This window comes from Maribacter sp., from assembly GCF_039968975.1.
GTDB lineage: Bacteria > Bacteroidota > Bacteroidia > Flavobacteriales > Flavobacteriaceae > Maribacter.
Window position 1 is genome coordinate 1 of record NZ_JBDVOT010000217.1, and the last position, 12,638, is coordinate 12,638.

The 12,638-nt window shown below is 34.2% G+C and carries 10 protein-coding genes; 9 read left to right on the plus strand and 1 reads right to left on the minus strand.

The genetic code is table 11. From position 1 onward, the window contains the following. Nucleotides 1-152: 152 nt before the first annotated feature. Together ABJI11_RS14475 and ABJI11_RS14480 are read left to right on the plus strand one after the other, a co-directional pair. Complete coding sequence (locus ABJI11_RS14475) at nucleotides 153-1,235, plus strand: bifunctional 3-deoxy-7-phosphoheptulonate synthase/chorismate mutase type II (protein WP_036156262.1); 1,083 nt, start codon at nucleotides 153-155, stop codon at nucleotides 1,233-1,235. 154 nt (nucleotides 1,236-1,389) lie between these two features. Next, nucleotides 1,390-3,480: a DUF5723 family protein gene (locus tag ABJI11_RS14480; protein WP_348353697.1), complete on the plus strand. Its 2,091-nt coding sequence runs from the start codon at nucleotides 1,390-1,392 to the stop codon at nucleotides 3,478-3,480. Between the two features lie 66 nt (nucleotides 3,481-3,546). On the opposite strand, the gene ABJI11_RS14485 is transcribed toward ABJI11_RS14480, so the two are convergent. Next, nucleotides 3,547-4,359, minus strand: coding sequence for a hypothetical protein (locus ABJI11_RS14485; protein ID WP_348353700.1), 813 nt, complete (start codon nucleotides 4,357-4,359; stop codon nucleotides 3,547-3,549). Between the two features lie 98 nt (nucleotides 4,360-4,457). Between ABJI11_RS14485 and rsgA the strand changes: the two genes are divergently transcribed. From rsgA to rlmN, 7 genes are all read left to right on the plus strand, one after another. Further along, nucleotides 4,458-5,411, plus strand: coding sequence for a ribosome small subunit-dependent GTPase A (gene rsgA / locus ABJI11_RS14490; RefSeq protein WP_348353703.1), 954 nt, complete (start codon nucleotides 4,458-4,460; stop codon nucleotides 5,409-5,411). Further along, nucleotides 5,408-5,860 (plus strand): D-aminoacyl-tRNA deacylase, encoded by a 453-nt coding sequence (gene dtd, locus ABJI11_RS14495; RefSeq protein ID WP_348353706.1) that lies wholly within the window; start codon nucleotides 5,408-5,410, stop codon nucleotides 5,858-5,860. The genes rsgA and dtd overlap by 4 nt, the downstream gene beginning before the upstream one ends. A gap of 299 nt (nucleotides 5,861-6,159) precedes the next feature. Next, nucleotides 6,160-8,055: a DUF3857 domain-containing protein gene (locus ABJI11_RS14500; protein ID WP_348353709.1), complete on the plus strand. Its 1,896-nt coding sequence runs from the start codon at nucleotides 6,160-6,162 to the stop codon at nucleotides 8,053-8,055. Between the two features lie 345 nt (nucleotides 8,056-8,400). Next, nucleotides 8,401-8,727, plus strand: a complete 327-nt coding sequence (locus tag ABJI11_RS14505) for a nucleotide pyrophosphohydrolase (RefSeq protein WP_073247028.1) — start codon at nucleotides 8,401-8,403, stop codon at nucleotides 8,725-8,727. Nucleotides 8,728-8,763: 36 nt separating this feature from the next. Beyond that, entirely contained in the window at nucleotides 8,764-9,993 is a 1,230-nt protein-coding gene (aroA, locus tag ABJI11_RS14510) for a 3-phosphoshikimate 1-carboxyvinyltransferase (RefSeq protein WP_348353712.1), read from the plus strand. A gap of 79 nt (nucleotides 9,994-10,072) precedes the next feature. After that, entirely contained in the window at nucleotides 10,073-11,122 is a 1,050-nt protein-coding gene (gene queA, locus ABJI11_RS14515) for a tRNA preQ1(34) S-adenosylmethionine ribosyltransferase-isomerase QueA (protein ID WP_348353715.1), read from the plus strand. Between the two features lie 107 nt (nucleotides 11,123-11,229). Then, on the plus strand, nucleotides 11,230-12,273 hold the full coding sequence (rlmN, locus tag ABJI11_RS14520; protein ID WP_348353718.1) for a 23S rRNA (adenine(2503)-C(2))-methyltransferase RlmN: 1,044 nt from the start codon (nucleotides 11,230-11,232) through the stop codon (nucleotides 12,271-12,273). Nucleotides 12,274-12,638: the final 365 nt, after the last annotated feature.

Below are 12,638 nucleotides of genomic sequence, written 5' to 3' on the forward strand. Positions count from 1 at the left end.
CATTAGAAGAGTACATTCAAAATCTTACGGCGTTTAAAGAATTGTTGTTGAAAGATGATTATGAAGGCATTTATAATGAAATGAATAATACGAATAAGATTAAAGGAATATTAAAAAGAAATACCGTTAAACAAGAAATAGAATAAGTAAAAATGGAAAATTCAAAACAAATGAGAACATGGTTGGATGATTTAAACCTTGACCATCCACTAGTAATAGCAGGGCCATGTAGTGCGGAAACAGAGGAACAAGTGTTAGGTATAGCACACTCTCTAAAAGATACCGATGTAAACTATTACAGAGCTGGTATTTGGAAACCTCGTACTCGCCCAGGAAATTTTGAAGGTGTTGGTGCTTTAGGGCTAAAATGGTTGCAAAAAGTTAAGGAAGAAACAGGTTTAAAGACAGCTACGGAAGTTGCAAACCGGGCACACGTAGAGTTGGCGTTAGAGCATGATATCGATTTATTGTGGATCGGAGCAAGATCAACCGTTAGTCCGTTTATCATGCAAGAATTGGCAGATGCTTTACAAGGTACAGACAAGATTGTATTGGTTAAAAATCCGGTGAATCCAGATTTAGCGCTATGGTTAGGCGGTATCGAAAGATTGCATACTGCAGGTATTAAAAAATTAGGAGCAATACACAGAGGTTTTTCTACTTACGAGAAAACTAAGTATAGAAATATACCAGAATGGCAAGTTGCTATTGAATTTCAGAACAAGTTCCCTGATCTTCCGTTAATAAACGATCCTTCGCATATTACAGGTAAGAGAGACATGATTTTTGATGTATCGCAAACAGCTTTAGATTTGAACTTTGACGGGTTGATGATTGAAACACACCATGATCCAGATAACGCATGGAGTGATGCTGCACAACAGGTTACGCCAGAGAAATTGGTTCAGATCATGAGAGATCTTAGAATCAGAAAAGAAAGTGATCCAGAAGCGGAATACAATTCAGAATTAAGTAACCTAAGAGCTCAAATTGATATTATCGATAATCAGCTAATAGAGACTTTAGGAAAAAGAATGAAGGTTTCTGATGGTATTGGAGCACTTAAAAAGCAAAAGAACGTAGCAGTACTTCAATCAAATAGATGGAATCAAATTCTAGGGGCTATGATTCTGGAAGGCGAAAGTAAAGGACTAAGTGAAGAGTTTGTTCTTCGTATGTTCAAGGCTATTCACCAAGAGTCTATCAACCACCAAGAGAAGATAGTAAACGCTTAAAGTTGGCTTAACTTTATTAAAACAAAACATCCGTAATATGCGGATGTTTTTTTATGTCTCATTTTCAATAAGTAAGAAAAGTAATACATTTAAGCAATAACCATTATTATGAATCGTTAGGGGACTAAAGAACCATTTTAACCAAACCAAGAGTATGAAGAAAGTAGTATTAGTTGCTATCATGTTGATTGCATCATTTGCGGTAAAAGCACAATCTTATGTAGGCTTTTTGACCGATAATTATAGTGGAGTTAACAGTGTGATCTCTAACCCGGCAAACATTGCGGATTCCCGTTTTAAAACCGATGTCAATTTGGTCGGTGCAAGTGCTTTTCTTGCTAATGACTATGTAGGTGTAGGGTATTCGAATTTAGTTTCAAGTGATTTTGAGTATGATATGGACGCCACATTATCTCTTTCGGATAACAACAATTTTTCAGGTAATGTAGATATTTTAGGTCCTTCGTTTATGTTCAATATAGGTAAGAAATCTTCCATTGCCGTTTTTACAAGGGCTAGAAGTTTTGTGACCGGCAATGAATTTAACGGGGAAAGCATTGATGACCTAGATGATAGTATTGATGAAAGTCAAGATTTTTTAGTGAACGAGGGCGACTTTTTTGCAGCGGGTCACGGTTGGGCAGAAGTAGGTATTACCTATGCGCAAGAATTAATGAATAACGAAGAACACTTTTTAAAAGTTGGACTTTCATTAAAATACTTAAAGGGATTTGGTAATGCCTATGTAACAGGTAGAAATGTAACCATAGATTATGATGCAGATGGTGCCACCTTGCCAGATAACTCTACTATTGGAACTTTAGAATCTACAGGAGATTTAATTTATGGTCGTGCAGATGATTACGATGCAGATAGTTATGATTACGAAGTGCCAAACGCTAGCGGATTCGGTTTCGACTTAGGTTTTGTTTACGAGTGGAGACCAGATTATGAAGACTATATTGTTACAGGTGCTGATGGTGAGAAAACCGTAATGAAAGATAAAAATAAGTACAAACTTAAATTTGGTTTGTCTCTTACAGATGTAGGTTCGGTAAATTACAAAGGTAGTTTAGTAGATAATTATAACATCAATAATACCATTACCCAAGATGATTATGATAATATTGAAGATTCTGATGATTTACAGAACTTATATACATTTACCCAGGCTACTGAAGATTTACAGGCGGGTTTGCCTACGGCATTACATTTTAATGCAGATTGGAATATTAAGAACAATTTTTATTTAAATTTTAATACTGATTTGTCAATGCGTTCTGTAGGTGAAAATAATCTAAGAACAGCGAATGTATTTTCATTGACTCCACGTTTTGAAAGTAAATGGTTTAGCTTTTACTTACCGGTAAGTAGCTACCAATATAGCGGTCTGCAAGTAGGTGCAGGATTGCGTGCCGGACCTTTGTATATAGGTTCAGGATCATTAATTTCTACGTTCACTAAAAATGAAATTCAAGGAGCAGATGTGTATGCGGGTTTAAAAGTACCTGTATATTATGGTCAACCTAAAGACTCTGATGGAGACGGTATACCAAACAAAGAAGACGGTTGTCCTAAAAAGGCAGGTCCTATAGAAAATAACGGTTGTCCTTGGGGAGATACAGATGGTGATTCTGTTTTGGATAATGAAGATCAATGCCCAGATGAAGTTGGTCCGGTGGAAAATAACGGATGCCCATGGGTAGATAGTGATGGTGATACTATTTTAGATAACGAAGATAATTGTCCTGACGAAGCGGGTCCGGTAGAGAATAACGGATGTCCTTGGGCAGATTCTGATGGTGATTCAGTAATAGATAAAGATGATAAATGTCCAAATGAAATGGGTACAGTGGCAAACAACGGTTGTCCGGAGCCTGTGGTTACTGCAGAGGTTCAAAAATCATTGAACGAATATGCCAAAACCATATTATTCAATACAGGTAAATCTACTATTAAAGATGCATCTACACCGGTATTAGTAGATATCATAAGTATTTTAAATGAATATCCTAATGCTAATTTTACTGTTGAAGGTCATACAGATAGTATTGGTTCAGAAGCTACGAACCAAAAGTTATCTGAGAAAAGAGCTCAGGCAGTATTACAGTTTTTGATTAATGGAGGTATTTCTCCAGCAAGGTTAACTGCAGTGGGTTACGGCGAAAGCAAACCAATTGCTACAAATATGTATAAAGACGGAAGACAGAAAAATAGACGTGTTGAAATTAACTTAGCGCAATAGTCTTAAATGGGTAAAAATAAAAAGCCCGGATTGTGCCGGGCTTTTTTAATAAAGTATGTTTTGTTTCTATTGAATAGAGAAATCAAAAACAGATTGGTTCTCTCTGCCTTGTGGTACTTGACCTTGGTAAATAAAGCAATATTCACCTGGCTCTAAACTGTCTGGAGTAACTTTGAACTTGTTACCTTCAATTTCTTCAATTGCAAAATTAAGAGCGTACTTAGGGTCTACACCATTACTACTGCTAAGTGCACTACTTTTTCCTGTAATTACTTCTCTAAGGTTCTTCCTTTCTTTTACTGTAAGTTTAACTAAAACAAATTCGTTAGGGTTGCTTGCTATTCTAAACCACCAGTTAAAAATACCTACATCACTCCCTTGGTTATTTTGCATGTTATCTGCTTGAGTTACGCTAGGGTCAAATATGAAAGTAAATTCAGGTTGACTTTGATGTATAACATTATTTGATTGTGTTTTTGGTAGTTGTGATTTTTTCTTTGCGTTGATAAAACCAGAAACTAATTTCTGAGCAACTTGATTAGAGTTGGAACCAGAGAAAACACTTGGTTGTACTAGTTTGTCTTCACCACTAGCATCAGTATAATAAATACCTGTTTTAGACATGGTATTCTGTTTTGACTTATCCATGATTAAAGAAAGTACTTCAGAAGAAACACCTGCGTTTTTCATTTGCCCAAGAGCAGTAATAGAAGCATCGAACTTTACATCAGAAGTATTGATCTTATCAATAATCATATAATCGTCAAATCCAAGTTCAACCATTTGTATTACAGATTCGTTTGTGATAGTTTCTTGGGCCGCGCCAAAAGTAAATGCTGATAAAGCAAGCATCAGCAATGATTTTTTAATGAATTTCATTTTGGTTGTTATTTATTGTTATAGTTCTAAATTCAAATTTATATTAATTTTTATATTTAAAGCAGTTACTTTGTATAAAAGGAAGGATTTTAGGGTAAATGGAAGGAATTGTTTATAAATCTACGGGAAGTTGGTATACTGTCAAGGCAGATAATGGTGATTTCTATGAATGTAGAATAAAAGGAAAGTTTAGAATAAAGGGTATTAAAAGCACCAATCCGGTAGCGGTTGGTGATATGGTACGCTTTGAGGTTGAGACTATTGGAGACGACACTATTGGTGTTATTAATGAAATTGAAACCCGTAAAAATTACATTATACGTAAGTCGGTCAACCTATCTAAACAGACTCATATAATTGCAGCAAATTTAGATCAGGTGTTTCTATTGGTGACACTTAATAACCCGCCAACATACCCTGTGTTTATAGATAGATTTTTAATAACCGCCGAAGCATATGAGATTCCTGTAATATTACTTTTTAATAAAGTAGATACTTATAAGCCAGAAGAGTTAGATGAAATTAAATTCTTGGCTGCATTATATCGTAATATTGGTTATACCTGTATTGGTATATCTGCCGCTACAGGTAAAAATGTTGATAAGGTCAAAGAAATGATGAAGGGTAAAACTTCTATGTTTTCTGGTCATTCTGGGGTTGGTAAATCTACCTTGGTAAATGCCATAGAACCCGAATTAGATATAAAGACCAAACAAATTTCTCAGCAGCATGCACAAGGGCAGCATACAACAACCTTTGCAGAAATGTTCGATTTAAGTTTTAACGCGCGAATTATTGATACACCAGGTATCAAAGGATTCGGAATTGTAGATATGGAAAAAGAGGAAATAGGGAACTATTTTCCTGAGTTTTTTGAACTGAAGCAAGACTGTAAATTTAATAATTGCATTCATGTAGATGAGCCAAAATGTGCCGTAAAAGATGCCTTAGATGCTGGTGATATTGCATGGAGTAGGTACAATAGTTACTTACAGATGATAAAAGGTGAAGATGAGAATTATAGGGTAGATATACACGACGAAAAAAAATGAGAGCAGTAATACAGCGGGTATCAAAAGCCAGTGTAACGGTTGAAGGAGAAAAGATCAGTTCCATAAATGAGGGAGTGCTCATTTTTGTAGGAATTGAGAATGAAGATACTCAAGTTGATATTGACTGGTTAACAAATAAGATAGCGAACCTTCGTATTTTTAATGATGAGGAAGGCGTAATGAACAACTCCTTACTTTCTATAAATGGAGACGCTATTGTAGTAAGTCAGTTTACACTTCATGCCAGTACCAAAAAAGGTAATCGCCCGTCATATATAAATGCCGCAAGACCAGATGTAGCTATACCAATGTACGAAGCTTTTATTAGCTCCATGGAATCTAAAATGGGAAAAAAAGTAGGTACAGGTATATTTGGAGCGGATATGAAGGTGGAATTATTGAATGATGGACCAGTGACTATACTGATCGATACTAAGAATAAAGTTTAGCATTCATTAAATATTCAAGGTTTAATATAACTAATACCAATACACAAGAGGTTTAGTCCGTATCAAATTTTTGAAAGTGAAAAATCTAATTTTGTTAATAGTATTAGTTCCAAAAAACTGTAGTAAAAATTGGTTATTTTCAAGTTTTTATAGCTTGTTGAAAAGTAAATTTATTTTTTTCTATGTATTAAACTTGTTTCTGTCAAGAGTGGTAGAATATTTTTTTGTAAAATAAACCCTACTTAATGTAAGAAAAATCGCATATTAATCGTTTGATAATAAATCAGTTCCAATTTATTATGCGATTTTTATATTTCATATGTTTTTTCATAGTATCTAATACGGCAATAGGTCAACAATATCATATTTCTAGAATATGTCCTGATTTATTGAAAAACGCCGATGCTGTGGTACGTTTAGATAGAATGAATATCCTTGTTAAAACTTCTGATTATATGGAGGTAACATCAACGAGGGTAGTGACAGTTTTTAATAAAAAGGGAGCTAAACATGTAAATGCCGTGACGTACTACGATAATGAAACGTCATTAAAATATCTTACAGCTAAAGTTTATAATGCAGAGGGAGTAGAGTTGAAAGAATTTAAAGAAGAGGATTTTCTTGACCAACGTGCTAGCGGTGCAGGAATGCTCTATACAGATTCTAGGGTTAAATTTTTAAGATATAAACCAGAGCAGTATCCTTACACGGTGGTTTTAAGTAAAAAGTATTCCACTTCTGATACAGCTTTTGTACCACGATGGTATTTTTTGAATGACTATAGGGTAAGTACTGAGAAAAGTGAATTTAACTTGTATTTACCATCAAATTTAAAGTATCGGCATAAAGAAAATAATTTCCATTCTTTTGAAATTCAAGGAACAGCTAATGCCACAGGAGTAAGATATAAAGCGATGAATTTAATGGCAATTGAATCAGAAGATTTAGATCCTGATTTATATGATTTTACACCTAATATACAATTTGCATTAGAAGATTTTCATCTAAAAGGAATTAGCGGTAATGCTACAACATGGAAAGAGTATGGAAGTTGGATTTATAATTCACTTTTACAGAATAAAGATGAATTAGAACCTTCAACTGTTGCTAAAATGAAAGCTCTAGTTAAAGATATTCATGATCCAAAAGAGAAAATAAAAAAAGTGTATCAATTTGTTCAAAATAATACAAGGTATATAAGTGTTGAAATGGGTATAGGTGGTTGGATGCCGGTAAGTGCGAAAGAAGTAGATAGGGTCAAATACAGCGATAGCAAAGGTCTTACAAATTATACTATGGCTTTGCTAAAAGCAATTGGTATAGATTCATATTATACCATTGTTTCGGCAGATTCAAGAATGAGAAGTCTAGATTTAGATTTTCCTTTTCTAGAAGGTAATCATGCATTTTTAAATATTCCTTTAGATGGTGAGGAATTATGGTTAGAGTGTACTAGTCAAAAATTGCCGATTAATTTCTTAGGTACTTTTACAGATAATAGATATGTGCTTAAAATTGGTCCAAATGGGGGTGAATTAGTTAAATCATTACAATACACATCAGAACAAAGTCTCCAAGATACCAATGCGAGAATTAATATAGGAGAAAAAGAAACTCATGCGTTGGTAGAAATAAAGAGTATGGGCTTACAATATGATCAGAAATATGAACTTTCAAATCAAAGTAAAGAGAAGGTGGAAAGGTATTATGAACAATATTGGAATTACGTAAATGATATCAATATTTTAAGTCATGATATCGAGAATAATAAGAAGAACATTGTAACTGTAGAAAAAATAAATCTAACTTCATCAAGTTATACGCGTAAGGCAGGAGAAAACATTTATTTTGTTCCTAATATGTTGAATAGAAATCAGTTTGTGCCAAAAAAGGATAAAAATAGAAAACGAAAAATTATTATTAAAAGAGGTTATTTGGATGAAGATGATTTCATTATAGATTATCCTGAGAATTATGAAATATTGTCGGCAATAAAAAATGTTAATTTAAAAAACGATTTTGGGGAGTATTCAGTTAGTTTAGAGAGAATATCAGATAAACGATTGCGTTATAAAAGAAGGTTATTAATCAAACCTGGTACTTTTGCAAATACGCTTTACGATGATTACCGTACATTTAGAAGAACTACAGCAAAAATAGACGCATCTAAAATAGTTTTTGTTAAACATGATTAAGGTGTTATAGAAGTATTATTCGCTAAAACAGTAATTAATATTTTAATCTTCAACCATAATTAATTACTTCTTATTTGATGCTTTTCCGGAATTTCAATACATTTTAATATGCATATTTTTAGATTAAAAATATGATTTCACTTAAGAATAATTTTTTGTGATAATGACATTTTAAGCACGTAGAAAGATACTTGAGTTATTTTTATGAACTGAAAACAGTTTTTTTTAGTAAAATTTATACTTAGGTTTTTGTTAAAAAAGAAAAACTCAAAATTAATTTTTTAACTTTTTTAATATAGATATAGTAGTATTTTACGGCTTTTTAACCATTCTGGAATAAATTATATGAACATTGAAAACGCACAGTTAGAAGTAGATAATTGGATTAAAGAACATGGTGTTCGTTACTTTAACGAACTTACCAATATGGCACAACTAACAGAAGAAGTAGGGGAGGTTGCCAGAATTATTGCCAGACGCTATGGTGAACAAAGCGAAAAGGAGTCAGACAAGAACAAAGATTTAGGCGAAGAATTGGCGGATGTTATGTTTGTGGTGCTGTGTTTGGCCAATCAGACTGGTATTGATTTACAACAAGCTTTCGATAAAAAGTTAGATTTAAAAACAAAGCGTGATCACGACCGCCATCACAACAATAAAAAGTTGAAATAGGCGTATATTTGTCGCTTGATTTTAAAACGACACGCATTGAAACTTCATCTTACCGGTCCAGCTAATGCCAAGCTAAATGATACTATTACTATAACAGGTTCAAAAAGTGAATCTAACCGTAGTTTGCTTTTAACGGCTTTATTTCCAGATATTAACATAGAGAATATATCAAATTCTGATGATGCCCAGGTAATGGCAAAAGGTTTACATATTTCTAATGGTACTGTAGATATTCATCATGCAGGTACGGCAATGCGTTTTTTAACAGGCTATTTTTCTTCTCAAGAAGGTAAAGATGTTATTCTTACGGGATCCAAGAGAATGACAGAAAGACCAATTAAAATTCTTGTGGAAGCATTGAGAGCATTGGGTGCAGAAATCTCTTATGAGCAAGAAGAAGGGTATCCGCCTATAAAGATAAAAGGTCAGCGTATCGTAAAAGATAAAGTTAGTTTACCTGCAAATGTTAGTAGCCAATATATTTCCTCATTGTTGCTAATTGCTCCAAGTTTGGAAAATGGATTAGAATTGGAACTTGTAGGTAAAATTACTTCGGTGCCCTATATAAAAATGACTTTAGCCTTGCTTGAGGAAATAGGGGTAACAACCTCATTTGAAGATAATGTGATTAAAGTTTCTGCAAAGGACAAAGTTGCTCCAACGACCTTGGTTGTAGAGTCAGATTGGAGTTCCGCATCTTACTTCTATGGCATTTGTGCACTTGCATCTCCAGGAACAGAAATTTCTTTATCTGCTTACAAAAAGAAAAGTCTTCAAGGAGACAGTGTCCTTGCAGATATTTACAAGGCTTTTGGTGTAGAAACTACCTTTGGGGAAAATAGCATTACACTAAAAAAGACCGATAAAAAAGTACTACAAGAAAATGAGATCAATTTGGCCAATGCGCCAGATATAGCACAAACAATTGCCGTAACGTGTTTTGGGCTAGGGGTAGGCTGTCATTTAACAGGCTTGCACACCTTGAAGATTAAAGAAACCGATCGATTGGAAGCTTTAAATACAGAGCTTTCAAAATTGGGGGCAAATATTTCGGTAACAGATAAAACGCTTACTATACTGCCAACTACAGAGATTAATACAGATGTTGCTATAGATACTTATAACGATCATAGAATGGCAATGGCCTTTGCGCCGTTGGCTATAAAAACTACGCTTATTGTTAATGATGCAGAGGTGGTTTCAAAGTCTTATCCAGATTTTTGGAACGACCTAAAACAGCTAGATTTCAATATAAAAGAATTATAATTAAGGATTTACTTGACAAGGCCTATCTGCAGATTGTATATTTGCAGCCGCAATTTGCTACAATAAATATAACAGCTACATGAAATTATCAAATTTTAATTTTGAGCTTCCAGACGAATTATTGGCGGAGCATCCATCTGAAAATAGAGATGAGTCTAAATTAATGGTTATCCATAGAGAAACCGGAAAAATTGAACACAAGATGTTCAAAGACATGATCGACTATTTTGATGAAGGTGATGTGATGGTGCTTAATAACACTAAAGTTTTTCCTGCTCGTTTGTACGGGAATAAGGAAAAAACAGGTGCTCGTATAGAAGTTTTTCTTTTACGTGAGTTAAACGAAGAACAACGTTTATGGGATGTTCTTGTAGATCCGGCACGTAAAATACGTATTGGTAACAAATTATATTTTGGTGATGATGAAACATTGGTAGCTGAGGTTATTGATAATACTACATCTAGAGGTAGAACATTACGTTTCTTGTATGATGGTGCTTATTTGGATTTCAGAAGAAAACTAAGAGAGCTAGGTGAAACTCCGTTACCTAAGTATATTAAAAGAGATGTTGAGCCAGAAGATGAGGGTCGTTACCAGACCATCTATGCAAAGCATGAAGGTGCAGTTGCTGCTCCTACTGCAGGTCTTCACTTTTCTAAGCACTTGTTAAAGCGTTTAGAAATTAAAGGTGTAGATTTTGCTGAGCTTACATTACATGTTGGTTTAGGTACTTTTAACCCTGTAGAGGTTGAAGATCTTTCTAAGCACAAAATGGACAGTGAAGAAATGTTCATTGATGAAAAAGCTGCGGAAATCGTTAATAATGCAAAGTTGCAAAAGCGTCGTATTTGTGCTGTTGGTACAACGGCAATGCGTGGTTTAGAAAGTGCAGTGTCTTCTAAGCACACGTTGAATACGTATGAGGGTTGGACGAACAAATTCATTTTCCCTCCGTATGATTTTAGTATTGCAAATGCTATGATTACCAATTTCCATTTACCAAAGTCTACTTTATTGATGATGGTATCTGCATTTATGGGTCATGATTTAATGAACAAAGCATATAAAGAAGCAATATTGGAAAGCTATAAGTTCTATTCTTATGGTGATGCCATGTTGATTATATAAGTTCAAAATATATTCCTTTGTAAAAAGGACGAATTAAAAAAATCCCGCTTTCTCAATATGTAGATAAAGCGGGATTTTTATCACTAGTAATCGCTACCTTTAAAAAGATGGAAGAAATAAAGAAAAAAGACATTCGGGCACTAACGCGAGAGCAGCTTAGAGAATTCTTTGTTTCTAATGGTGATAAAGCTTTTCGTGGCAATCAAGTGTATGAATGGCTATGGCAGAAAGCAGCCTATTCTTTTGATGTGATGACAAATCTTTCAAAAGAAACTAGAGAAATGCTAGAAGCTAATTTTGTGATCAACCACATTAAGGTAGATCAAATGCAGCGTAGTAGTGACGGTACCATAAAAAATGCCGTTCGGTTACATGACGATTTAATTGTGGAGTCGGTACTGATTCCTACTAAATCAAGAACAACCGCTTGTGTATCTAGTCAGGTAGGTTGTAGCTTAGACTGTAGGTTCTGTGCTACTTCTCGTTTAAAACGAATGCGTAATTTGAATCCTGATGAAATATACGATCAAGTAGTTGCCATAGACAATGAAAGTAGATTGTATTTTGAAAGACCCTTGAGCAATATAGTCTTTATGGGTATGGGAGAGCCTTTAATGAATTATAATAATGTCTTAAAGGCAATTGATAAGATAACTTCTCCTGATGGATTGGGTATGTCTCCAAAGCGAATAACGGTTTCCACTTCTGGTGTGCCCAAATTAATTCGGAAAATGGCAGATGATGAGGTGAAATTTAAATTGGCTGTTTCTTTACATTCCGCTGTTGATGAAACCCGTACTTCTATAATGCCTTTTAACGCCAAGTTTACATTGAGCGACTTACGCGAGTCTCTTCAATATTGGTATGAGAAAACCAGAAGTCGTATTACGTATGAATATGTAGTTTGGGACGGAATCAACGATACCCAAAAAGATGTAGATGCCTTGGTAGAATTCTGTCGTTTTGCACCATCTAAAGTAAATCTAATAGAATACAACCCTATTGATGACGGCGAGTTTAAGCAAGCTTCTAACGCTGCTATAGACCGCTATGTAAATTCACTGGAAAAGAATAATATAGTAGTAACCGTTCGTCGCTCTAGAGGAAAGGATATAGATGCCGCATGTGGGCAGTTGGCGAATAAATCTTGATTTAAGTACAAAGTAAAGAGTACAAAGTATTAAGTAAGAAGTCTGAAGTTTGAAGTTTGAACAGAGTATAGAAAATAGACTTGTTACGAAGTGTTGTATTTAGCAAAGCTAAACTTAAGAAATACAAAATGTTAGGTACGAAGTCCAAAATCAGTAATGCTAGATTCCAAAAGGGTACATAGCGTATTTATTTAAACCAATTATTAGTACAATAGCTAACATAAAATCTTAGTACTTATTACTTAATACTATTAAACGAGAAGCGTAAAAGCTAAAAGCATTTTTTAAGTTTGCACTTGTATTTTGATTTTTAATTTATTTTTTTCCAACAACCAACAACCAACAACCAACAACCAACTACCAAC

Bases quoted from the DNA above. Each gene is read 5' to 3' on its own strand.
- ABJI11_RS14475 (WP_036156262.1), top strand. From the start codon at position 153: ATGGAAAATTCAAAACAAATGAGAACATGGTTGGATGATTTAAACCTT.
- ABJI11_RS14480 (WP_348353697.1), top strand. From the start codon at position 1,390: ATGAAGAAAGTAGTATTAGTTGCTATCATGTTGATTGCATCATTTGCG.
- ABJI11_RS14485 (WP_348353700.1), bottom strand. From the start codon at position 4,359: ATGAAATTCATTAAAAAATCATTGCTGATGCTTGCTTTATCAGCATTT.
- rsgA (WP_348353703.1), top strand. From the start codon at position 4,458: ATGGAAGGAATTGTTTATAAATCTACGGGAAGTTGGTATACTGTCAAG.
- dtd (WP_348353706.1), top strand. From the start codon at position 5,408: ATGAGAGCAGTAATACAGCGGGTATCAAAAGCCAGTGTAACGGTTGAA.
- ABJI11_RS14500 (WP_348353709.1), top strand. From the start codon at position 6,160: ATGCGATTTTTATATTTCATATGTTTTTTCATAGTATCTAATACGGCA.
- ABJI11_RS14505 (WP_073247028.1), top strand. From the start codon at position 8,401: ATGAACATTGAAAACGCACAGTTAGAAGTAGATAATTGGATTAAAGAA.
- queA (WP_348353715.1), top strand. From the start codon at position 10,073: ATGAAATTATCAAATTTTAATTTTGAGCTTCCAGACGAATTATTGGCG.
- rlmN (WP_348353718.1), top strand. From the start codon at position 11,230: ATGGAAGAAATAAAGAAAAAAGACATTCGGGCACTAACGCGAGAGCAG.